This window comes from Streptomyces sp. NPDC042364 (assembly GCF_056437585.1).
In genome coordinates, this window is the sequence record NZ_JBWKAJ010000001.1 from 731,756 (window position 1) to 754,284 (window position 22,529).

Genomic DNA, 22,529 nt, shown 5'->3' on the forward strand with positions numbered 1-22,529 from the left:
CCACGGTACGCCGCGTCCGCGCCGCCTACGAGACCGGGTCTCCTCCCGCCGGACCGGGGCGAAGTGCGCCGTCCCGCGTACGGTGCCGCCCGACATGCGGCGTAGGGGGGCCGGGCCGAGACTGGCCGTACAGCTCGCGTCGAGCCGTACGAGGAGGCAGCCATGGGCTGGTTGTGGGCGATCATCGTGGGACTCGTGCTCGGCCTGCTGGCCAAGGCGATCATTCCGGGCAGGCAGCACAGCCCGCTCTGGCTGACGACGATCTTCGGCATGCTGGGCGCCGTCGTCGGCAATGCCGTCGCACGGGGCTTCGGTGTCGAGGAGACCTCGGGCATCGACTGGAGCCGCCACATCTTCCAGGTGGTCGCCGCGGTGGCGATCGTGTACCTGGGCGACACCCTCTACACGGCGACGCTGGGCAAGCGGAAAGAGCGGGCCTGAGAGGCGCGTGCCGCGCAAGGGGCGTGAGGGCTCGGCCCCCACGCCCCCGAGGCGGCTACGCCCCGGCCACCTCGACGGCGGCCAGGTTCTTCTTCCCGCGCCGCAGCACCAGCCACCGCCCGTGGATGAGGTCCTCCGCCGCCGGCACGGCGTCCTCGGCGGTGACCTTCACGTTGTTCACGTACGCCCCGCCCTCCTTCACGGTGCGACGCCCGGCGGACTTGCTGGGCACCAGCCCGACCTCCGCGAAGAGGTCGACGACCGGAGCCAGCTCCGCCACCTTGGCGTGCGGCACCTCGGACAGGGCCGCGGCCAGCGTCCGCTCGTCCAGCTCCGCCAGCTCACCCTGGCCGAACAGCGCCTTCGACGCGGCGATCACCGCGGCCGTCTGGTCGGCCCCGTGCACCAGCGTCGTCAGCTCCTCGGCCAGCGCGCGCTGCGCGGCGCGGGCCTGCGGCCGCTCCTCCGTCTGCCGCTCCAGCTCCTCCAGCTCCGCACGGGACCTGAAGGACAGGATGCGCATGTACCGGGCGATGTCCCGGTCGTCCACGTTCAGCCAGAACTGGTAGAACGCGTACGGCGTCGTCATCTCCGGGTCGAGCCAGACGGCGCCGCCCTCGGTCTTGCCGAACTTGGTGCCGTCCGCCTTGGTCATCAGCGGGGTCGCCAGCGCGTGCACCTCGGCGCCCGGCTCCAGCCGGTGGATGAGGTCCAGACCGGCCGTGAGGTTGCCCCACTGGTCGCTGCCGCCCTGCTGGAGGGTGCAGCCGTACCTCCGGTAGAGCTGGAGGAAGTCCATGCCCTGGAGGATCTGGTAGCTGAACTCGGTGTAGCTGATGCCCTGGTCGGACTCCAGACGGCGGGCCACGGAGTCCTTCGTCAGCATCTTGTTGACGCGGAAGTGCTTGCCGATGTCCCGCAGGAACTCGATCGCGGACAGGCCCTCGGTCCAGTCGAGGTTGTTGACCATGACGGCCGCGTTCTCACCCTCGAAGGACAGGAACGGCTCGATCTGGGCGCGCAGCCTGCCGACCCAGCCGGCGACCGTCTCCGGGTCGTTCAGCGTGCGCTCGGCCGTGGGGCGGGGGTCGCCGATCAGACCCGTCGCACCGCCCACCAGCGCCAGCGGCCGGTGGCCGGCCTGCTGGAGCCGGCGCACGGTGAGCACCTGCACCAGATGCCCGACGTGCAGGGACGGCGCGGTCGGGTCGAAACCGCAATAGAACGTGACGGGACCGTCCGCGAGAGCCTTGCGCAAAGCGTCCTCGTCGGTGGACAGGGAGAACAGCCCCCGCCACTTCAGCTCGTCGACGATGTCCGTCACGGTTCTCGTGTCTCCTCGATGATCTTCGGATGGTGGCCGGCGGCCGGGTGGCGGCCGACCACGAACGCCTACGAGGTTATACGCCCTGGCTGACTGAGCTCATATTGAAATCCGGGACCCGCAGCGTCGGGGTCGCGGCCCTGGTGAAGTAGTCGCTCCACTCCCTCGGCAGCGTCTTCTCCGTGCGCCCCGCCTCGGTGGCCCGGCCGAGCAGGTCCACCGGCGACTCGTTGAACCGGAAGTTGTTGACCTCGCCCGTGACCTCGCCGTTTTCTACGAGGTAGACGCCGTCGCGGGTCAGTCCGGTGAGCAGCAGCGTCGCCGGGTCGACCTCGCGGATGTACCACAGGCAGGTCAGCAGCAGCCCGCGCCGGGTGTTCGCGACCATCTCCTCCAGGGAGCGGTCCTCGCCCCCGTCGAGGATGAGGTTGCCGATGGCGGGCACCACCGGCAGGCCGGTCAGGCCGGCGCTGTGCCGGGTGGTGGGCAGATGCGCGATCTCGCCCTCGCGGATCCACTCGGTCGCCTTCAGCGGCAGCCCGTTGTCGAACACCGAGCTGTCGCCGCCGGAGGAGTGGGCGAGCACGAAGGGCGCCGATTCCAGCCCCGGCTCGTGGGGGTCGCTGCGCAGCGTCAGCGGCAGGTCGGTGAGCCGCTCGCCGATGCGGGTGCCGCCGCCGGGCTTGCTGAACACGGTCCGGCCCTCGGCGGCGTCCCGCGCCGACGCCGACCACATCTGGTAGATCAGCAGGTCGGCCACGGCCGTCGGCGGCAGCAGCGTCTCGTACCGCCCGGCGGGCAGCTCGATCCGGCGCTCGGCCCACCCGAGCCGTACGGCCAGCTCCGCGTCCAGGGCCGCCGGGTCGACGTCCTTGAAGTCGCGGGTGGAGCGGCCCGCCCAGGCCGAGCGCGTACGGTCCGGGGACTTGGCGTTCAGCTCCAGCGTGCCGTTCGGCTGGTCGTGCCGCAGGCGCAGCCCCGTGGACGTGCCCAGATAGCTGGTGACCAGTTCGTGGTTGGCGAAGCCGTACAGCTCGCGGCCGCCCGCCCGCGCGCGTGCGAACGACTCGCCGAGTGCCGGGGCGAAGTCGGCGAACACGGCGGAGGAGGTCTCGGCGGGCGGCTCCGTGAAGTCGGCGGACGGCTGCCCGCCCGTGACCAGCGGCTGGGCGTCCTCGGCGGGTCCGGCCCCGCGTGCGGCCTCCTCGGCGGCCCGGACGAGCGGCTCCAGTTCCTCGGCGGTGACGGCCGAGCGGGACACGACACCGGAGGCGGTGCCCTCCTTGCCGTCGACCGTGGCGACGACGGTCACCGACCGCCCGCGGGTGACCCCGTTCGTGGTCAGCGCGTTGCCCGCCCAGCGCAGGTTGGCCGTGGAGTACTCGTCGGCGATCACCACGCATCCGTCGGCCCGGGACAGTTCGAGGGCCCGCTCGACGATCTCGTGCGGCTTGTGTGCCTTCTTGACGGGCGCGCTCATCGACCGGCCTCCTGCGTGGTGTTCAGAATGTTGACGCCCCTGAAGAGGGCCGACGGGCAGCCGTGCGAGACGGACGCGACCTGGCCGGGCTGGGCCTTGCCGCAGTTGAAGGCACCGCCGAGGACATAGGTCTGCGGCCCGCCCACGGCCGCCATGGAGCCCCAGAAGTCCGTCGTCGTCGCCTGGTACGCGACGTCCCGCAGCTGCCCGGTGATCCGCCCGTTCTCGATCTTGAAGAACCGCTGCCCGGTGAACTGGAAGTTGTAGCGCTGCATGTCGATGGACCACGACCGGTCGCCGACGACGTAGATGCCGCGGTCGACGCCGCCGATCAGGTCCTCCGTGGACAGCCCGGCCGGGTCCGGCCGGAGCGACACATTGGCCATGCGCTGCACGGGGACGTGCCCCGGGGAGTCGGCGTACGCGCACCCGTTGGAGCGGCCGAGGCCGGTCAGCCTGGCGATACGGCGGTCGAGCTGGTAGCCGACGAGGGTGCCGTCCTTGACGAGGTCCCAGCTCTGGCACTCCACCCCCTCGTCGTCGTACCCGATGGTCGCGAGGCCGTGCTCGGCGGTGCGGTCACCGGTGACGTTCATCAGCTCGGAGCCGTACCGCAGCTTGCCGAGCTTGTCGAAGGTGGCGAAGGACGTGCCGGCGTAGGCGGCCTCGTAGCCGAGCGCGCGGTCCAGCTCGGTGGCGTGGCCGATGGACTCGTGGATGGTCAGCCACAGGTTGGACGGGTCGACGACGAGGTCGTAGAGGCCCCCCTCGACGCTCGGGGCCCGCATCTTCTCCGCGAGGAGTTCGGGGATCCGCGCCAGCTCGTCGTCCCAGTCCCAGCCGGTGCCCGTCAGATACTCCCAGCCCCGGCCGACCGGCGGCGCCAGGGTCCGCATCGAGTCGAACTCACCGCTGGACTCGTCGACGGACACGGCGGTCAGCGACGGGTGCAGCCGGACCCGCTGCTGCGTGGTCACGGTCCCCGCGGTGTCCGCGTAGAACTTGTTCTCGTGCACGGTGAGCAGCGAGGCGTCCACGTGGTTCACCCCGGGGGCCGCCAGCAGCCGCGCGCTCCAGTCCGTGAGGAGCGCGGTCTTCTCCTCGTCGGGGACGGTGAACGGGTCGATCTCGTACGAGGAGATCCAGGTCTTCTCCGCGTGCACGGGCTCGTCCGCCAGCTCCACCCTCTCGTCCGACCCGGCGGCCTTGATCACCTGCGCCGACAGCCTGGCCATCGCCACCGCCTGCGAGGCGACCTTCGCGGCGGCGTCCATCGTCAGGTCCACACCGGAGGCGAACCCCCAGGTCCCGCCGTGCACCACCCGCACCGCGTACCCGAGGTCCGTCGTGTCCGACGACCCGGCGGGCTTGGCGTCCCGCAGCCGCCAGGACGCGCTGCGCACCCGCTCGAACCGGAAGTCCGCGTGCTCGGCCCCGAGCGCACGCGCGCGTGCGAGCGCGGCGTCGGCCAGGGCACGTAGGGGGAGTGCCAGGAATGACTGATCGACTTCATGGGGCACGTGTGGGAATCCCTTCGGGGCGCTCGCCTGTGGTGACCGTCGGTGGCAGTGAATCACGTCTCACGCCTGCGATTCCCGGGAGAAAGCGGCACAGACGACGGGCGGGCGCGGGATCAACTCCCGTGCCCGCCCGCGAACGTCATGTACGACGCGAACTCAGCCGCCCAGAGACGAGCCGGCCGCGAGTGCCGTGAACGCCGCCCAGGCGGCCCGGATGTACCCCTCCGGCTGCAACAGCCCCGGAACCGCCCGGCACTCATACGCGTACAAGGAGATCGCCTCCTCCTCGATCCCCGCCCACCGACGGAACCACGACGCCGGCCCCGCCCTCCTCGTCAGACTCCTCGCCGCCGCCGTGAGCACCTTGAGCGCGACCGGCCCCAGCGCCTCCTCCGCCCGCGCTTGCAGGTCCGCCGGCGGGAACCGCTTCCCCTGCTCGATCTTGGAACATACGACCGCGGGATGCCCGGGACGGCACGGGCCGAGGGGGCGCCGGTCCACACCGCCGGGATGGACGGCTGAATCAGCCGGGCTCGGTTTCGGAATGGGGCGGTGTCTGTGGGGTTCCCACAGACACCGCCCCATCGACCCTGTCGCTCCCGGCTTCGGTGCCCGGTGCGCGGGGCGGATAGGTTCATGGAATACCAGACCTCAGAACGAAAGGGTGATCCGTTGAGCCGCTCGGTTCTCGTCACCGGAGGCAACCGGGGCATCGGCCTCGCCATCGCCCGCGCGTTCGCCGAGAACGGCGACAAGGTCGCGTACACATACCGCTCGGGTGAGCCGCCGGCCGCCCTCGCGGAGCTGGGCTGCCTCGCCGTCAAGTGCGACATCACCGACCCCGAGCAGGTGGAGCAGGCCTACAAGGAGATCGAGGCCGAGCACGGTCCGGTCCAGGTCCTCGTCGCCAACGCCGGTGTCACCAAGGACCAGCTCCTGATGCGGATGTCCGAGGAGGACTTCACCTCGGTCATCGACACCAACCTCACCGGCACCTTCCGTGTCGTCAAGCGCGCCAACCGCGGCATGCTGCGCGCCAAGAAGGGCCGCGTCGTGCTGATCTCGTCGGTCGTGGGCCTCTACGGCTCGCCCGGCCAGGCCAACTACGCCGCCTCCAAGGCCGCCCTGGTCGGCTTCGCGCGTTCCCTCGCCCGTGAGCTGGGCTCGCGCGACATCACCTTCAACGTCGTCGCGCCCGGTTTCGTCGACACCGACATGACCAAGGTGCTCACCGACGAGCAGCGCGCGGGCATCGTGTCGCAGGTGCCGCTCGGCCGTTACGCGCAGCCCGAGGAGATCGCCGCGACGGTGCGGTTCCTCGCCTCGGACGACGCCTCGTACATCACTGGAGCCGTCATCCCCGTAGACGGCGGACTGGGAATGGGTCACTGATCACCATGAGCGGAATCCTCGAGGGCAAGCGCGTCCTGATCACCGGTGTGCTGATGGAGTCCTCCATCGCCTTCCACACCGCCAAGCTGGCCCAGGAGCAGGGCGCCGAGATCATTCTCACCGCCTTCCCCCGGCCCACGCTGACCGAGCGCATCGCCAGGAAGCTCCCGAAGCCCACCAAGGTCATCGAGCTCGACGTCACCAACGACGAGCACCTCGGGCGCCTGGCCGACGTCGTCGGTGAGGAGCTCGGCGGCCTCGACGGCGTCGTGCACTCCATCGGCTTCGCCCCGCAGGACGCGCTCGGCGGCAACTTCCTCAACACGCCGTTCGAGTCCGTCGCCACGGCCATGCACGTCTCGGCGTACTCCCTGAAGTCTCTGACCATGGCCTGCCTGCCGCTGATGCAGAACGGCGGCTCGGTCGTCGGCCTCACCTTCGACGCGAAGTTCGCCTGGCCGCAGTACGACTGGATGGGCCCGGCCAAGGCCGCCCTGGAGGCCACGAGCCGTTACGTCGCGCGCGACCTGGGCAAGCAGAACATCCGCTGCAACCTGGTCTCCGCCGGCCCCCTCGCCTCCATGGCCGCCAAGTCCATCCCGGGCTTCGGCGAGCTGGCCGCCGTGTGGGACGACCGTTCGCCGCTGGAGTGGGACCTCAAGGACCCCGAGCCGGCCGGCCGCGGTGTCGTCGCCCTGCTCAGCGACTGGTTCCCGAAGACCACCGGCGAGATCATCCACGTCGACGGCGGGCTGCACGCGATCGGCGCCTGACGCCACCCGCGGTCCGACGGACGTTCGAGGGCCCGTGTCCACCCGGACACGGGCCCTACGTGCGTCCCCCGTTCGGCCCATCCGACGGGCCGCCCCGGCCGGGTGCGGCGCACGCTGGACGTACACCGCCCAGCCGCTCGGCCGAGGAGGTCTCCCTTGTGCGCCTGTCCCGCAGCTTCGCCCCCGTGGCCGTCGCCCTGGCTCTCGTACTGTCCCTTCCGTACGAAGCGATCCCGAACGCACCTGTGGAGACCGGGAACGGAACCGGGCCACGACAGGCGCGCGTGACGGCCGACCGTCCCGATCCCTTCGGGGCGGCCTGCCGCAGCACGATTCACGGCTCCCAGGTGATCGGATACTGCTTCAACCCCTACCCGGACCCCGACCGGGTCCGCCTGCACATCGAGTGCGCGCGCTGGTGGGACATCGACAGCGACGGCGCCCCCGTGGAGACGGGTCCCGCGCAGACGGTGCGGTTCACCGGGCGCTGCTGGAAGGAGGTCCGCGCCGTGTGGTTCACCCACCAGCGGCTGGACGACTGACCCGGTCCGGGGCGGCAGTGGAACGGGTGACCGGCCGCCTCCGCCGCCGCGGATGCCGCGTCGCCCGCGCGGACGGCGTCCAGCGGCCCGGCGTGGTCCACGGACGTCTCCGGGGTCGACTCCGCGCCGACGTCGGCAGCACCCACCCCGGGGGCGGGGCGGCGGGGCGGGGTGCGAGACTGGGTGCATGCCCGTGCTCGACCCGAACCCCCAGAACGGCCAGAAGAAGATGCTCGTCGTCTTCGGCTCGTTCCTCGCCATCTTCATCGTCATCGGCATCATCGCGGCGATCGCCTCACCGTGACGCCCGGCGGCGCCGGTCCGCGCGGCCACGCGGCACCCGTCGGCCGACCGCACGGCGCGCCGGCCGGCTTCCCCCCGGGGTGGGGCTAACCCCCCATCCCCTAGGGGGTGAGTCTCAGGGTGAAGTGGGTGGATCACCGGATGGGCTCCGCCGTCCGGATTCCGTAGCTTCGAGGTGTGGCCGCGGGGGACTCGCGAGGACCCTACGGAGGAGCGGCCACCGACGACGCGAAGACCACGGAGGCGGCATGTCGGCCCGTACGCACACGCGACCCCACCCGGCGGCCCCGGCACCCACGGGCGGCGTGGACGTCCGGCTCCCCTGGTGGGCCCTCGCCCTGCCCGCCCTGGGCTTCGTCACCCTTCTGCTGCTGATCCTGAACCCCGCGGACGCCCACGCGGCGAGCGGCGACCCCCTGCTCGCCCATGTCCTCGAACGCATACAGCGGGCCCTGACGGCCCTCGTCCCGTGACGGTCGGCCGGGCCCCCGGAGGCACGGACACCGCCCTCGGATATCCGCACTTCAACTCCCTGCGCCCCATGGCCTGTTTCGTGCGAAGCTGGGACCCATGAGCGTCGCAGAACCCCGCAGGATCGTCCTCTTCCGGCATGCGAAGGCCGACTGGCCACAGGTGTCCGACCACGAGCGTCCGCTCGCCGACCGGGGCCGTATGGACGCCGCCGTCGCCGGACGCAAGCTCGCCGACAGCGGCATCTCCTTCGACCTTGCCCTGTGCTCCACCGCCGTCAGGACCCGCGAGACCTGGAAGCTGGCCGTCCACGAGCTGCCCGAGCGACCGAAAACCGTCTACGAGGAGCGGATCTACGAGGCCTCTCCCGGCGAGCTGATCGCCCTGCTCAACGAGACCCCGGACGAGACACAGAACGTCCTCCTGGTCGGCCACAACCCCGGCATCCAGGCCCTCGCCGAGATCCTCGCCGGCAGCGCCGAGGGCGACACCCGCGAGCGCATGAGCCGACGCGACTTCCCGGCCGCCGCCTACGCCGTCCTCACCTTCGAGGGCTCCTGGAAGAGCCTGGAGCCGGGCGTCGGCACCCTCGTCGACTACTGGGCGCCGACGGAGTAGCCACCACCGGCACACGGCACGACGAAGGCCCGGCGGCGAGGAGCTGCCGGGCCTTCCCCCATCGTCACGCGCCGTCGTCCGCGCTCACCCCTCGTCGTGCGTGTCCGCCGCCTCGACCTCTTCCCGAGTGACGCCGAGCAGGTAGAGCACGGTGTCGAGGAAGGGGAAGTTCACCGCGGTGTGCGCGGCCTCCCGCACGACCGGCTTGGCGTTGAAGGCGACGCCCAGACCGGCCGCGTTCAGCATGTCGAGGTCGTTCGCGCCGTCGCCGATCGCCACGGTCTGGGCCAGCGGCACCCCCGCCTCGGCGGCGAACCGGCGCAGCAGCCGTGCCTTGCCCGCGCGGTCCACGATCTCCCCGACGACCCTGCCGGTCAGCTTGCCGTCGACGATCTCCAACGTGTTGGCCTGCGCGAAGTCCAGCCCCAGCCGGTCCTTGAGATCGTCCGTGACCTGGGTGAAGCCACCCGAGACGACGCCGACCTGGAAACCGAGCCGCTTCAGCGTGCGGATCAGTGTGCGCGCCCCGGGCGTGAGCCGCACCTCGCTGCGCACCTTGTCCACCACCGACGCGTCGAGCCCCTCCAGCAGCGCCACGCGCGCGTGCAGCGACTGCTCGAAGTCCAGTTCTCCGCGCATCGCGGCCGCCGTCACCTCGGCGACCTCCTTCTCGCACCCGGCGTGCGCAGCGAAGAGCTCGATCACCTCGTCCTGGATGAGCGTCGAGTCCACGTCCATGACCACCAGCCGCTGGGCCCGCCGGTGCAGCCCGGCCGCGACCACGGCCACGTCGACGCCCAGCGCCACCGATTCGGTCACCAGCGCCGTGCGCAACGTCTCCGGCTCGGTGCCCGACACGGCGAACTCCACCGCCGTCACCGGGTACTTGGCGAGCCGGAAGATACGGTCGATGTTGCCTCCGGTCGCCGTGATCCGAGCGGCGATCCGGGCCGTGGACTCGGCGGTCAGCGGGTGTCCCAGCACCGTGACGTGCGAGCGGCCCAGACCGCGGGGCCGGTTGTCGCCCAGGCCGGAGATGATCTCCGCCTGCATCTTCATGGACTCCGCCCAGCCGTGGACGGTGGCCCGCAGATCGCCCTCCTGCCCGGCCGGCGGCTCGGTCACCAGGGCGCACAGCACGATCCGGCCACGGGTGACGACCTGCTCGATGTCGACCACGTCGACGGAGTACGCGGCAAGGGTGTCGAACAGCCCGGCGGTGATGCCCGGCCTGTCCTTGCCGAAGATCTTGACGAGGAGAGTGGGGACGTCAGAGGAGGTCTGCGAAGCGCTCATGGTGGTCCCACCGTATCCGGCACCCGGCGCCTTTCGCCCCCGAGGTCCGCCCAGCGGACGGAGAACACTGGGTTACGGGTGACCGAAGCGCACCCGGATCGTGTACGAAGCACCGGGGCGGCACCGGAACCCTCCCTTCCACGGCTGCCGGACACCAGCTGGCCCACTTCCTCAACGACCCCGTGGCCCGGGCGCCGGAGGGGGCGGCGGAGGCGGAGGTGGCCCCTCGTCCGGTGGCGGTGGCGGAGCGGGCCACACCCCGGACCCCGCCCCGGACGCCGAGCCCGGCCGCGGTCCCGCCCCCGGCCGTCGAGGCGGCGGCGTGAACCGCCTCGCCACCGTGGGCGCGCCGTACACATCGGGCGGCCGCCGGCCTTCCGGACCCGGCCCGCCGCTCCCCGTACCCCGGTCGTCCCCGGCCCGCCCCGCCGCTCCCCGCCCGCTCCCGCCCGCTCCCCGGGCCTGCCCCGCCCCCCGCCGGTCGCCCTGCTCCCCGCCCTGCCCGCGCCGCAGCAGTCCGTCCGGCAGCCGTAGATACGGATTGGTGTCCGGGTTCGGCGGCCGGTACGGCGTACCCGGCGTGTACGGCCCGGAAGCGGAGGGGCCCGGGACGGAGGGTCCGGCGGCCGGTGACTGCCCCGCGTACCCGAGGGCCAGGGGCGCGACCCGCCGCCCCGCCGCCCCGGTGGCGCGGGCCAGCAGCGCCCCTACGGCCCCCGCGCCCGCACCCCACACCGCGCCCAGCACCAGAGCCGTCGCCGCCCGTCCGCGCAACTCGATGCCCGCGTCGAACGCGTCGATGCCGAACACCGCAAGCGAGGCGTCCACCGACACCTCCGTCAGCAGCACAAGGAGGGGAAGTGCCACCGCCGTCGCGATCCCCAGCCGAAGTGCGCAGAGTCCCGCGCACGCGAGGCCGCCCCCGCCTCGTGCACCCGCGCCATCCGCACCCCCGGCCGCCGCCGGAGACACCTGCCCGGCGAACGGCGTACGTGCGGCGGTCAGCACCCCCGCGTACACCGTCATCAGGACGGCCGCCACGCCCAACAGCCAGACTCTGTCGTCCAGTTCGGCCAGCCGGCCGAGGGTGACGGGTTCGTTCGCGTCGACGCGCAGCAGTTCGCCGAGCGGGTCGGGCAGCAGGTCCGCCAGCGTCCCCGTGGCCCTGCCGTCCCAGGGCACCAACAGCCCGACGGGGACGCCGAGCCAGACGCCGTTGGGCGCCCCGAGCAGGGCCGCGCCCGCGATCCGCCTCGGGTGGGGGTCGCCGACCGCCGCGTACGTCGCCGCGGCGAGCCCCGCCGCGACCGCCACGAGCAGCACGGTGACCACCGCCGACACGACGGGCCGTACCACCCGGTGCACGGCGTCGAGGCCGCGCGGCAGGGGAGTGCGGCGCGAGGCCAGCAGGGCGATCAGCAGTACCCCGAGGCACCACAGCAGACCGCCCAGCACCGTGGGCGCCGCGTCGACGGTGAAGCCCACCCGGGCCTCGGCCTCGGCCAGGTCGCCGAGCCGGTCCGGGAGCAGGCCGCCGCCGATGTCCCCGATGTCGCCGAGCCCGGGGATCTCCAGGCCGTCCAGGTCACCGCCGCCGGGCAGCCCGTCGAGGCCCAGCTCACCGCCGTCGAGGGTGATGACGGCGTGGCCGGCCCAGGCGAGGCCGCCCATCAGCGCCGCGAACAGCACCACCACCGTGCCCACCCGCGCGAGGAGTTCGCTCGCGGTGACGACAACTCCCGCGCCGCGCAGGGACCGCAGAAAGAACCACGACAGCAGGAGCGCCCCCACGAGACTCACACCCAGTGGCGTGATCTCGATGGCGGTCGTCGCCTGCGCTCCTTCCAGGCCAAAGACGGACACATCGCCGGACGGCGTCACCGAACCGCCCGCACCGAGCGCCACGACCGCCGCCGTCATGGGCCCGAGTTCGCCCGCGGCGTCGGCCCCCAGCAGACGCAGACCGAGTGCCGCCGTGCCCGCCATCCCGATCAACGACCAGCTCACGGCGGCGATCGCGGAGAACAGGACGTCCCCCCACCGCACGCTGCCGCCGTGGCCGGCCTTCCGGTTCCTCATGGTCGGACCCCCCGATCCGCATCGCGGCGTTGCACCGCTGATGTCCCCCTCGCGTGGGAATACCACTCTCCGGCCCGGTTTCAACCCCGTCAACGGGACCGGCCGACGCCCGCGTACGTTCTCTTCACAAGGCCCGACTTTCGGTCAAGGGGCTGAGCCTGAAATAGTTCCCCCCGATGTTCGACATCCCTAGACTCCCTGCGATGGGGGAAACTCGGGGGACAACTCAGTGGGGCATGGAGTGCCGGAACTCGTACTGGAATTGAACGGACAAACCTGGACGCTCGATCCGTCCAGGGCATACACCCTCGGACGTGATCCGCAGGGCGATATCGTGTTCGAGGACGCCAGGGTCTCCTGGCGCCACGCCACGATCAGCTTCAACGGCCGTAGTTGGGTGATCGAGGACCACGGCAGCACCAACGGCACATACGTGCAGGGCCAGCGGATCCACCAGTTGGAGATCGGCCCCGGCTCGGCCGTGCACCTCGGCAACGCGACCGACGGCCCGAGAGTCAGCCTCTCCGGCACGGCCGCGGCGGTGGCGCAGCCCCAGCGGCAACCGTACGCCGCGCAGGGTGCGAGCGCCGGATACGCCGCCCAGCAGGCACCGCAGCAGCAGGCACCGCAGCAGCAGGCGCCGCAGGCTGGCCGGCAGCAGCCGCAGCAGGCGCAGGTCCCACAGCAGCAGGGCCTCCCGCAGCAGGGCCCCGGTGGTGGCGCGGGGGCGCCACCGGTCTACGGCGACCGCAGCCCGACCACGTTCCACCAGCTGGCCCTCGGCCGCGTGATGCGCATCGGCCGCGCCCTGGAGAACGACCTGGTCGTCTCCGACCTCCAGGTCTCCCGGAACCACGCCGAGTTCCACGCCACGCCCGATGGCCGCTTCGAGATCCGCGACCTCGGGTCCCACAACGGCACGTTCGTCAACGGTATGCCGATCGCCAAGGGCGGCACGGCACTCCTCGGCCCGAACGACATCGTCGGCGTCGGCCACTCGACGTTCCGCATCATCGGGGACCGTCTCGAGGAGTTCGTCGACACCGGTGAGGTCTCCTTCTCCGCCCGCCATCTGACGGTCACCGTCGACGGCGGCAAGCAGATCCTCAAGGACGTCTCCTTCGGCGTCCCCGAGAAGTCGCTCATCGCGGTCATCGGCCCCTCCGGCTCCGGCAAGTCCACCCTGCTGAAGGCGCTCACGGGCTACCGCCCCGCCAACCAGGGCGACGTCCTCTACGACAACCGGAACCTGTACAAGCAGTTCGCCGAGTTGCGTCAGCGCATCGGTCTGGTCCCGCAGGACGACATCCTGCACAAGGAGCTGACCGTCAAGAAGGCCCTCAAGTACGCGGCCAAGCTCCGCTTCCCGGCCGACACCACGGCCACCGAGCGCGAGGCCCGCATCGACGAGGTGCTGCGCGAGCTGAAGCTCGACATCCACAAGGACAAGAAGGTCACGTCCCTCTCCGGCGGCCAGCGCAAGCGTGTGTCGGTCGCCCTGGAGCTGCTCACCAAGCCGTCGCTGATCTTCCTGGACGAGCCCACCTCCGGCCTCGACCCGGGCATGGACCGCGACGTCATGCAGTTGCTGCGCGGTCTCGCCGACGACGGCCGTACGGTCCTGGTCGTCACCCATTCCGTCGCCGAGCTGGCGCTCTGCGACAAGCTCCTGGTGATGGCACCGGGCGGTTCGGTGGCGTACTTCGGCCCGCCCGAGGAGGCCCTGAACTTCTTCGGCTACGAGACCTGGGCCGACGTCTTCTCCGCCTTCGAGAACTACCGCGACTACGACTGGGCGGGCCGCTGGAAGGGCTCGCAGCACTACCAGATGTACGCCGCGGACATCGACGCCGTCGCCCCGCAGTCGACACACATGCCGCCGCCGCAGTCGATGCGCCCGCCGAAGCCGCAGAGCTGGTTCTCCCAGCTGGGCACCCTGGTCCGCCGCTACCTCGCGGTGATCGTGTCGGACAAGGGCTTCCTGGCGCTGACGGTGGTCCTGCCGGCCGTGCTCGGCGCGGTCAGCCTGCTCATCGACCCGGACAAGGATCTGCTGGTCCGGGGTGTGAACAAGGCGACCGGCCTGCCGATCCCCAACGGCACGGCCACCACGGTGCTGCTGATCCTCGCCGTCGGCGCGTGCTTCGCGGGCGCCGCCAACTCCGTCCGTGAGCTGATCAAGGAACGGGTGATCTACGAGCGGGAGCGGGCGACCGGCCTGTCGCGCTCGGCGTATCTGATGTCCAAGGTCATCGTCCTCGGCACGGTCACCGTGCTCCAGGGCGCCATGGTCGGCGTCATCGGCTTCGCCAGCCGGACCATCCCCGACGAGGCCCTGATCCTCGGCGAGGGCAAGTTCGCCGTGATGCTCGAACTCTCCATCCCGATCATGGGCCTGGGCTTCACGTCGATGATGTTCGGCCTGGTCATCTCCTCGCTGGTGAAGACCGCCGAGAAGACCATGCCGCTGCTGGTCATGTTCGCGATCGTCCAGGTCGTCTTCACCGGCTGCCTCTTCGCCCTGTACGGCAGCCCCGGCGTCAACGAGTTCTCGTACCTGATGCCGTCGCGCTGGGCGGTCGCCGCCGCGGGCGCCACGCTGGACTTCAACAACATCAGCCCGCCCAAGGAGGCCGGCGACACGGACCCGCTGTGGGGCCACACGGCGGGCGTCTACGCCTTCGACATGGTCGCCCTCATCCTGATCGGCGTCGTCTGCGGCATCCTCGTGGCCCGCTTCCTGCGCCGCCACGAGCCCGAGGTCATGCGCAAGTGACCGAGGGCACCGGCCCGCACGCCGAAGGGCGGCACCCCACCAGGGGGTGCCGCCCTTCGGCGCTTCACCGGGGTCCGCGCCGACCTCAGTAAGCGCTGTTGACGTTGTCGATCGACCCGTAACGGTGGGCCGCGTAGTTCGCGGCGGCCGTGAGGTTGGCGACCGGGTCGTACTGGCTCCAGGCGGTGCCCGGGACGTGGTAGGCGTCGAAGGTCGGCTTGATGACCTGGAGCAGACCGATCGACGGGACGCCGTTCTTGGCGTTGATGTCCCAGTTGTTGATGGCGTTCGGGTTGCCCGAGGACTCCCGCATGATGTTCTTGTGCAGGCCGTGGTAGGTGCCCGGGATCTTGTGCTTCTTCATGATGTCGAGCGCCTCGCGGATCCAGCCGTCGAGGTTGTTCGGATACGTCTTCGCGGCGGCGGCCTTGACCTGGGCGGCGCGCTTGGCGGACCGGGTCGCGGCCTCCTGCTTCGCGCGCTCCTGGGCGGCCTTCTTCTGCGCGGCGGCCACGGCGGCCTTCTTCGTGGCGTCGGCGGCCTGGTCGGCGACGCTCGCCTTGGCCGCCTGGGCCGGGCTCTGGCTGAACGCCACGGGCGCCGCGGACACCGTCTTCGTGGAGGTCTGAGCCTCGGCCGGCACCAGCGAGACCGCGACGGCGGCGGCGCCGGCGGCGGCGACTCCGGCGATCGAGAGCTTGCGGGCCTTGGTCAGCACGGGACGGCGGCTGGGGTTCATGGCGTTCTGCGACATAGGTGTGGGACCTCTTCGAAATAGCGCGGAGGTCGCTCTACGGCCGGTTGGGGACACTGCTTTCCAGCGCAAACGCCGCGGGCAAAAACCCACGGCGCCGAGCGACGAGAGCAATTCTTAGCGGCCGCAAAATCGGGTGGCAAAGGTGTGACCTACGATGTCGTTTAGTGGACGCGGAAGCGGCAAAACGGGACAGACCATCACGTCTGTCCCGCTCAAACCGGGCGTATCCATCTCCTAGGGAGCTTCGTACGTGACGCGCGCCCTATGCCCGGCCTCACACCGGCGGCACCCTGTCCTTACATGCAGTTGCTGACGCAATGCGCAGTGTGAGGCGGTTCGGAGGGAAGGATGAGATGCGCGTCCCCGAACTCGTGCCACAGGTAGTGCCCCGCCATCGCCTCCGCGTACGCCCGGTCGACCGCCGCACGCCCCGCGACCGCCTCCAGCAGCAGCAGATGCGACGCCTCCGGCTCGTGCAGACCGGTCACCAGCCCGTCGACCACCCGCACCCCCCGCTCCGGAGTGACCACCAGATCCGTCCACCCCGCACCGGCCCGTACGACACCGTCGGCACCGGCCGCGGACTCCACGGCCCGCACCGCCGTCGTCCCCACCGCGACCACCCGGCCGTCCCCCGCCCGGACGGCGTTGATCAGCCGCGCCGACGCCTCCGGCACCGCGAACCGCTCCGGATACGGCGGCTCGTGCGCCTCCGCCGACGCCACCCCCGTGTGCAGGGTGACGGGCGCGAACTGCACCCCCCGGCTCACCAGCTCCGCCACCAGCCGCGCGGTGAAGGGCCGCGCCGCGCTCGGCATCTCCGCGCTGCCCGCCCCGTCCTCGCACGGCAGCGCGAACACCGTCTGGTACACCGACAACGGCTGATCCCGCTCCGTGTAGGAGTACCGGATGGGCCGCCCGTGCACCCGCAGCAGCCCCAGGACGTCCGACGAGGACACCCGTGCCCACCACAGCCGCCGGCCCCGCTCGCTCAGCGGCTCCTCCAGCACCAGCCGCACGCCCCCCGCGAGCCGCACCCGAGTCCCCGCGGGACCACCCGCACGCGCCCGTGTGGTGCCTCTTCCGTCCGGATCCCGCAGCTCGACGGCCCACCGCCCGTCCTCGCCCCGCGTGGAGAAGTGCACCACCACCCGTGCGTGCCCGATCACCCCGTCGACGGCCGCCGCCAGGGTCGACGACGTGTTCACCACCAGCAGGTCCCCGGCCCGCAGCAGCCGGGGGAGCTCCACGAACGCGTGGTGCGACACCTCCGTTCCGTGCGACACCAGCAGGCGCACGGAATCCCGGTCGAGGCCCGGCCCGCGCTGCTCGACCGGCACCCGCGCCAGCCGGTCACCCGGCACCTTCAGCGCCGTCGTCATCGCGTCTCCAGCAGCGAAGGGGCCCCGTAGCGGCCGCTGGCCGGCCGCCGGTCGACCAGTCGCAGGAACGCCGGCACGACACTCTCCGGACGCGGCCGCGGATCGTCGTCGTCCGGCACGGCCGCCGCGTACAGATCGGTGGCCATGTCCCCGGGATCGACCGACCACACCCGCAGCCCGGGCTCCTCGACGGCCAGCACCGCCGACAGACGGTCCAGCGCCGCCTTCGACGCCCCGTACCCGCCCCACGTCTCGTACGCCTCCGCCGCCGCGTCCGAACTGACGTCGATCACCGAGCCCGCCTCCGACGCCCGCAACAACGGCAGCGCCTCCTGGACCAGCCCCAGCGCCGCGACCACATTGACCTCCAGGGCCCGCCGCAGCCCGTCCAGGGCAAGCCCCTCCAGCCGTACGAGCGGCTCGGCACCCAGCGCGCTCGCGTTGTTCACCAGCAGGTCCAGCCCGCCCAGCGCACGGGCCGCCGCCACCAGCCCGGCCCGGTGCCCGGCGTCCGTCACATCCCCCGGCAGCGCCTCGACCCGCGTCCCGTACGCCGACAGTTCCTTCGCCGTCCCCCGCAGGACCTCCGCCGTCCGCGCGTCGAGCACCAGGTCCCAGCCGCGCTCCGCCAGGGCTTCCCCCAGTGCCCGTCCCAGGCCCTTGGAAGCCCCCGTGATGATCGCCACCGGCATGACATCCGTCCCCTCGTCGTCCGCCGCCTCCCACTCCGGTCGGCGGTGATCTCAACGTAGGAACCCGCACCTCCCCACCGCCTCGTACGCGGGCCGCAATACGCGAAGGCCCTTCGCCCTAGGCCACCGGCCGGAGCCCGGGGTCCTAGGTCCGGTCGTAGGTCCGGTCGCAGGCCCGGCGCCCAGGCGGTTTCGTCCGGATCAGCCGGTCGTCGGTCCGGGTGTTGCTTCGACTGGCGGGCGGTGGGCGCGGCTCGTCCCGCGCGGCCCGCGAGCACTGCGCGAACGCCGCTTCCGGGCAGTGCTCGCCGTCCCCGCTGACCAGCGCGGACACCGGCTGTGACGGGTGGCCGGGGCGGCCGGGGCGGCCGGGGTGGCCGGTCACCGGCCTTCGGCCGGGAGGCGTGCAAGTGGCGCGACCCGGTTGAGTGCCGCATCAACCGCCAGAAGCAGTGGTGAGGCATGGCCACCGACGAGCGCCCGGCAAGCCTCAGGGACTCGGCGCGGTCAGGTACCGCTGGATCGTCGGTGCCAGCCATGCCACGACCTCCGCCCGTGCCAGCCCGACCACCGGCGGCATCCGCAGCACGTACCGCGTGAGCGCCAGCCCCAGCAGCTGCGACGCCATGAGTGCCGCCCGTGCCGGGACCTGCTCGGGGTCGGGGCACACCTGCCGGGCGACCGGCAGCAGCTGGTCCCGCAGGATGCCCTGCATGCGCTCCGCCCCGGCCTGGTTGGTCACACCGACGCGCAGCAGGGCGGTGAGGACCTCGTTGTTCTCCCAGATGTCGAGGAAGTGCTCGACGAGGATCCGCCCCACGTCCTGCCGGCGGTCCGCCCCGCTCACGTCCGGCAGCCGCAGGTCGATGGCGACGGCCGCCGCGAAGAGGCCCTCCTTGTTGCCGTAGTACCGCATCACCATCGACGGATCGATGTGCGCGTCCCTGGCGATGGCGCGGATGGTGGCTCGCTCGTAGCCGTCGGCCGCGAAGCGCTCGCGGGCCGCCGCGAGGATCGCGCCACGCGTGGCGTCCGAGCGGCGGGGGGAGGCGGGGCCGGAATCCGTGGAGGTGCTGTCGCTGCCGTTCATGCCAACAAGCGTAGGCCAACGGGTGTAGGTCAACGGGTGTAGGTCAACCGGTGGTGTCACGGGTGGTGGTCAACAAACGTTCGCCAACAAATGTTTGCCAACGATTGTTGACATCATCATCGGCGCCTCGCTACCTTCGTCAACGAGCGTTGGCCAACATTTGTTGGCAACGGATGACGGCAAGCAGGCGCCGGCAACAGGAGGCCACCATGAACGGCACCGCAACCCACCGCACCGTGATCGTCGTCGGCTCCGGCCCCACCGGCCTCCTCCTCGCCGGTGACCTCGCCGAGGCCGGCGTCACCGTGACCCTCGTCGAGAAGCGGCCGCACAGGACCAGCAACCTCTCCCGCGCCTTCGGGGTTCACGCCCGCACCCTGGAGCAGCTCGACGCCCGCGGCCTCGCCGACGAACTCCTCACCACCGGCGACACCATCACCGGCCTGCGGCTCTTCCGCCGCCTCACCCTCGATCTGAGCACGCTGCCCTCGCGTTTCCCGTTCCTGCTCATCACCCCGCAGTACGAGGTCGAGCGGCTCCTGGAGCGGCGGGCCCGGGAGGCCGGGGTCGAGTTCGCCTACGAGAGCGAGGTCGTGGGGCTGCGGCAGGACGACGAGGGGGTCGACCTCGACGTGCGCGGCGCGGACGGAGCGGTCATCACCCGCCGGGCGGCCTATGTCGTCGGCGCCGACGGTCACCGGAGCGCCGTGCGGGAGGCGATCGGCCTGGACTTCCCCGGTGTCTCCGTCATCAGGTCGCTGATCCTGGCCGATGTCCGGCTGGCCGAGAAGCCCGAGGGCGTCCTCACCGTCAACGGCCGCGGCGACGCCTTCGCGATGATCGCCTCCTTCGGCGACGGCTGGTACCGGGTCATGGGCTGGAACCGCCGCAACGAGGTCTCCGACGACGCCCCGCTCGACCTCGACGAGGTCAAGGAGATCACCCGCCGTGCCCTGGGCACCGACCACGGCATGCACGACGCCCGCTGGCTCTCCCGTTTCCACAGTGACGAGCGCCAGGCACCGCACTACCGGGTCGGGCGGGTCTTCCTCGCCGGGGACGCCGCACACATCCACTCCCCGGCCGGCGGGCAGGGCATGAACACCGGCCTCCAGGACGCCGCCAACCTGAGCTGGAAGCTCGCCGCGGCCGTCCAGGGCAGGGCGTCCGAAGGGCTCCTCGACAGCTACGAGGCCGAGCGCCACCCCGTCGGCAGGGCGGTGCTGCGCAGCAGCGGCGGACTGGTCCGGCTGGCCCGCGCGCGGAATCCGCTGCTGCGTGCCGCCCGCGCCCTCGTCTCCGCGTTCGTCGACATGGCCCCGCCCGTGCAGCGCAAGGCCCTGGGCCAGATCACCGGGATCGGCTACGCCTACCCCGCCCCCCGCGGTGCCCACCGCCTCACCGGCACCCGCGTCCCCGACCTCGCCCTGAAGGACGGCCGGCTCCACGAGGCGCTCCGCGGCGGCCGGTTCGTGCTGATCACGCCCGGGACGTACGAAGGCCCCGGTGTCCGTGAGGGGTGGCTGACCGTGGAGCACTGGGCGGGCGACCGCCGGACGACCCTCCTGGTACGGCCCGACGGATACGTGGCCTGGGCGGCGGAGGAGGCGGACGCGGCCCTGATCGAGGAAGCGGTGGCCCGGTATCCCGGCTAAGGGTTGTCCCGGCGTCGCGGGGTCAGGGCGGTCGAGAGGCCGCACCTCGCTGCCGGGCCGATCCGAACGACAGGACCTCCGGTCCTAGGTCCGACGACCGGGGCGACGCCGCCGGTGGCCCGATCCGCGGTGCCGGGACCCGCCGGTACGGTGAGTTCATGAGTCAAGGTCCCCGGTCGGGCCTCGCGGCGGTGAGTTCCGCGCTGCTGGCCATGAGCAGACACCTGGAGGTGCGCGACGTCCTCAAGACGATCGTCGCCTCCGCCCGAGACCTGCTCGACGCCGAGTACGCCGCCCTCGGCGTCCCCGACGACCACGGCGGCTTCGCCCAGTTCGTCGTCGACGGCGTCACCGACGCGCAGTGGAAGGCCATCGGCCCCCTCCCGCGCCAGCACGGCATCCTCGCCGCGATGCTCCACGAGGCCACCCCGGAGCGCCTCGCCGACGTCCGCAAGGACCCCCGCTTCGAGGGCTGGCCCACCGCCCACCCCGACCTGGTCGACTTCCTCGGCCTGCCCGTCCGCGACGGTGACGAGGTCATCGGCGCCCTCTTCCTCGCCAACAAGCGCTGCCCCCGGCCCGAGGGGGGCTGCGGATTCACCGAGGACGACGAGGAACTGCTGTCGATCCTCGCCCAGCACGCCGCGATCGCCCTGACCAACGCCCGCCTCTACGAGCGCAGCCGCGAGCTCACCATCGCCGAGGAACGCTCCCGCATCGCCCACGAACTGCACGACGCCGTCAGCCAGAAGCTGTTCTCCCTGCGCCTGACCGCCCAGGCCGCGGCCGCCCTGGTCGACCGCGACCCCTCCCGCGCCAAGGGCGAACTCCAGCAGGTGGCCGCCCTCGCCGCCGAGGCCGCGGACGAGCTGCGCGCCGCCGTCGTCGAACTACGCCCCGCCGGACTCGACGAGGACGGCCTGGCCGCCACCCTGCGCACCCAGATCCACGTCCTCGACCGCGCCCACGGCGCCCGCGTCACCTTCTCCGGACGCGGCGCCCGCGCCCTGCCGGCGGCCCAGGAGGAGGCCATGCTCCGCGTCGCCCAGGAGGCACTGCACAACGCCCTGCGTCACTCGGGCGCCGAACACGTCGACGTCACCCTGGAGCGCCGCGGCACCGGAGCCGTGCTGCGCGTCACCGACGACGGCAGCGGCTTCGACCCGCAGGCGATACGCCGCGCGGGACGCCACCTCGGCCTCGTCTCCATGCGTGACCGGGCGAGCGGTGTGGGCGGCACGCTGACCGTGGAATCGGCGCCCGGCAAGGGCACCACGATCGAGATGGAGGTCCCCGGTGGCTGACGCAATCAAGGTGCTGCTCGTCGACGACCACCAGGTGGTCCGCCGCGGCCTGCGCACGTTCCTGGAGGTGCAGGACGACATCGAGGTCGTGGGGGAGGCCGCCGACGGCGCCGAGGGCGTCGCCCGCGCCGAGGAGCTCCGGCCCGACGTCGTCCTCATGGACGTCAAGATGCCGGGCATGGACGGCATCGAAGCGCTCCGCAGGCTCCGCGACCTCGACAACCCCGCACGCGTGCTCATCGTCACCAGCTTCACCGAGCAGCGCACGGTCGTCCCGGCCCTGCGCGCCGGCGCCGCCGGATACGTCTACAAGGACGTGGACCCCGACGCCCTCGCCGGCGCCATCCGCTCCGTGCACGCCGGACACATCCTGCTCCAGCCGGAGGTCGCCGGGGTGCTCCTGTCCCAGGAGGAGGCCAACTCCGGTCAGGGGAGGGGCGGTTCACTCACCGAACGGGAGCGCGAGGTACTCGGTCTGATCGCCGACGGCCGCTCCAACCGGGAGATAGCCCGCGCCCTGGTGCTGTCCGAGAAGACGGTCAAGACCCACGTCTCCAACATCCTCATGAAGCTCGACCTGGCGGACCGGACCCAGGCAGCGCTGTGGGCGGTGCGCCACGGTATGACCGGATGA

20 protein-coding genes and 2 pseudogenes are annotated in these 22,529 nt (G+C 71.8%); 11 read left to right on the plus strand and 11 right to left on the minus strand.

The genetic code is table 11. The features are described from left to right. Positions 1-162 precede the first annotated feature (162 nt). Positions 163-441 carry a GlsB/YeaQ/YmgE family stress response membrane protein gene (locus tag AC067N_RS03180; protein WP_478677130.1) on the plus strand — a complete coding sequence of 93 codons (279 nt, stop codon included), beginning with the start codon at positions 163-165 and terminating at the stop codon, positions 439-441. A gap of 55 nt (positions 442-496) precedes the next feature. Here the strand turns inward: AC067N_RS03180 and tyrS are convergent, their stop codons facing one another. The 4 genes and pseudogenes from tyrS to AC067N_RS03200 form a co-directional block, all read right to left on the minus strand. Continuing rightward, complete coding sequence (tyrS, locus tag AC067N_RS03185) at positions 497-1,765, minus strand: tyrosine--tRNA ligase (RefSeq protein WP_478677131.1); 1,269 nt, start codon at positions 1,763-1,765, stop codon at positions 497-499. 76 nt (positions 1,766-1,841) lie between these two features. Further along, on the minus strand, positions 1,842-3,245 hold the full coding sequence (locus AC067N_RS03190) for a metallopeptidase TldD-related protein (RefSeq protein ID WP_478677132.1): 1,404 nt from the start codon (positions 3,243-3,245) through the stop codon (positions 1,842-1,844). Further along, positions 3,242-4,765, minus strand: a complete 1,524-nt coding sequence (locus AC067N_RS03195; RefSeq protein ID WP_478677133.1) for a TldD/PmbA family protein — start codon at positions 4,763-4,765, stop codon at positions 3,242-3,244. The genes AC067N_RS03190 and AC067N_RS03195 overlap by 4 nt, the downstream gene beginning before the upstream one ends. A 207-nt stretch (positions 4,766-4,972) precedes the next feature. Then, a pseudogene (locus AC067N_RS03200) lies at positions 4,973-5,266 on the minus strand (transcriptional regulator); the annotation flags it as partial. A 171-nt stretch (positions 5,267-5,437) separates the two neighbouring features. Between AC067N_RS03200 and fabG the strand changes: the two are divergent. The 3 genes from fabG (at position 5,438) to AC067N_RS03215 (ending at position 7,472) form a co-directional block, all read left to right on the plus strand. Beyond that, positions 5,438-6,157: a 3-oxoacyl-[acyl-carrier-protein] reductase gene (gene fabG / locus AC067N_RS03205; RefSeq protein ID WP_478677134.1), complete on the plus strand. Its 720-nt coding sequence runs from the start codon at positions 5,438-5,440 to the stop codon at positions 6,155-6,157. Positions 6,158-6,162: 5 nt separating this feature from the next. Further along, positions 6,163-6,930, plus strand: a complete 768-nt coding sequence (fabI, locus tag AC067N_RS03210) for an enoyl-ACP reductase FabI (RefSeq protein ID WP_478677135.1) — start codon at positions 6,163-6,165, stop codon at positions 6,928-6,930. Between the two features lie 158 nt (positions 6,931-7,088). Further along, on the plus strand, positions 7,089-7,472 hold the full coding sequence (locus AC067N_RS03215) for a hypothetical protein (RefSeq protein ID WP_478677136.1): 384 nt from the start codon (positions 7,089-7,091) through the stop codon (positions 7,470-7,472). Here AC067N_RS03215 and AC067N_RS03220 read toward each other — a convergent pair. After that, positions 7,447-7,606, minus strand: a pseudogene (locus tag AC067N_RS03220) (GntR family transcriptional regulator); the annotation flags it as partial. The gene AC067N_RS03215 and the pseudogene AC067N_RS03220 sit on opposite strands and share 26 nt — an antisense overlap. Before the next feature lie 53 nt (positions 7,607-7,659). Here AC067N_RS03220 and AC067N_RS03225 point away from each other — a divergent pair. The 3 genes from AC067N_RS03225 to AC067N_RS03235 all read left to right on the plus strand — a co-directional run bounded on the left by AC067N_RS03225 (position 7,660) and on the right by AC067N_RS03235 (position 8,864). Then, positions 7,660-7,776, plus strand: coding sequence for an SGM_5486 family transporter-associated protein (locus tag AC067N_RS03225; RefSeq protein WP_099968646.1), 117 nt, complete (start codon positions 7,660-7,662; stop codon positions 7,774-7,776). Between the two features lie 247 nt (positions 7,777-8,023). After that, positions 8,024-8,248 (plus strand): hypothetical protein, encoded by a 225-nt coding sequence (locus AC067N_RS03230; RefSeq protein WP_478677137.1) that lies wholly within the window; start codon positions 8,024-8,026, stop codon positions 8,246-8,248. Between the two features lie 97 nt (positions 8,249-8,345). Then, complete coding sequence (locus AC067N_RS03235) at positions 8,346-8,864, plus strand: SixA phosphatase family protein (protein ID WP_478677138.1); 519 nt, start codon at positions 8,346-8,348, stop codon at positions 8,862-8,864. Between the two features lie 84 nt (positions 8,865-8,948). On the opposite strand, the gene serB is transcribed toward AC067N_RS03235, so the two are convergent. Both serB and AC067N_RS03245 read right to left on the minus strand, forming a co-directional pair. Continuing rightward, positions 8,949-10,160, minus strand: a complete 1,212-nt coding sequence (serB, locus tag AC067N_RS03240) for a phosphoserine phosphatase SerB (protein WP_478677139.1) — start codon at positions 10,158-10,160, stop codon at positions 8,949-8,951. 171 nt (positions 10,161-10,331) lie between these two features. Beyond that, positions 10,332-12,239 (minus strand): streptophobe family protein, encoded by a 1,908-nt coding sequence (locus AC067N_RS03245; protein WP_478677140.1) that lies wholly within the window; start codon positions 12,237-12,239, stop codon positions 10,332-10,334. A 241-nt stretch (positions 12,240-12,480) separates the two neighbouring features. Between AC067N_RS03245 and AC067N_RS03250 the strand changes: the two genes are divergently transcribed. Then, entirely contained in the window at positions 12,481-15,015 is a 2,535-nt protein-coding gene (locus AC067N_RS03250) for an ABC transporter ATP-binding protein/permease (RefSeq protein ID WP_478677141.1), read from the plus strand. A gap of 85 nt (positions 15,016-15,100) precedes the next feature. On the opposite strand, the gene AC067N_RS03255 is transcribed toward AC067N_RS03250, so the two are convergent. From AC067N_RS03255 to AC067N_RS03270, 4 genes are all read right to left on the minus strand, one after another. Next, on the minus strand, positions 15,101-15,769 hold the full coding sequence (locus AC067N_RS03255; RefSeq protein WP_478677142.1) for a transglycosylase SLT domain-containing protein: 669 nt from the start codon (positions 15,767-15,769) through the stop codon (positions 15,101-15,103). A 299-nt stretch (positions 15,770-16,068) separates the two neighbouring features. Then, complete coding sequence (locus AC067N_RS03260; RefSeq protein ID WP_478677143.1) at positions 16,069-17,154, minus strand: S-adenosylmethionine:tRNA ribosyltransferase-isomerase; 1,086 nt, start codon at positions 17,152-17,154, stop codon at positions 16,069-16,071. Next, positions 17,151-17,846, minus strand: a complete 696-nt coding sequence (locus tag AC067N_RS03265) for an SDR family NAD(P)-dependent oxidoreductase (RefSeq protein WP_478677144.1) — start codon at positions 17,844-17,846, stop codon at positions 17,151-17,153. The genes AC067N_RS03260 and AC067N_RS03265 overlap by 4 nt, the downstream gene beginning before the upstream one ends. 490 nt (positions 17,847-18,336) lie before the next feature. Continuing rightward, positions 18,337-18,936 carry a TetR/AcrR family transcriptional regulator gene (locus tag AC067N_RS03270; RefSeq protein ID WP_478677145.1) on the minus strand — a complete coding sequence of 200 codons (600 nt, stop codon included), beginning with the start codon at positions 18,934-18,936 and terminating at the stop codon, positions 18,337-18,339. A gap of 209 nt (positions 18,937-19,145) precedes the next feature. Here AC067N_RS03270 and AC067N_RS03275 point away from each other — a divergent pair, with 209 nt between their 5' ends. The 3 genes from AC067N_RS03275 (at position 19,146) to AC067N_RS03285 (ending at position 22,529) form a co-directional block, all read left to right on the plus strand. Then, positions 19,146-20,591: an FAD-dependent monooxygenase gene (locus AC067N_RS03275; protein WP_478677146.1), complete on the plus strand. Its 1,446-nt coding sequence runs from the start codon at positions 19,146-19,148 to the stop codon at positions 20,589-20,591. A gap of 158 nt (positions 20,592-20,749) precedes the next feature. Continuing rightward, entirely contained in the window at positions 20,750-21,895 is a 1,146-nt protein-coding gene (locus AC067N_RS03280) for a GAF domain-containing sensor histidine kinase (RefSeq protein WP_478677147.1), read from the plus strand. Next, a complete protein-coding gene (locus AC067N_RS03285) occupies positions 21,888-22,529 on the plus strand; it encodes a response regulator (protein ID WP_478677148.1) in 642 nt (213 codons plus the stop codon). Before AC067N_RS03280 ends, AC067N_RS03285 begins: the two co-directional genes overlap by 8 nt.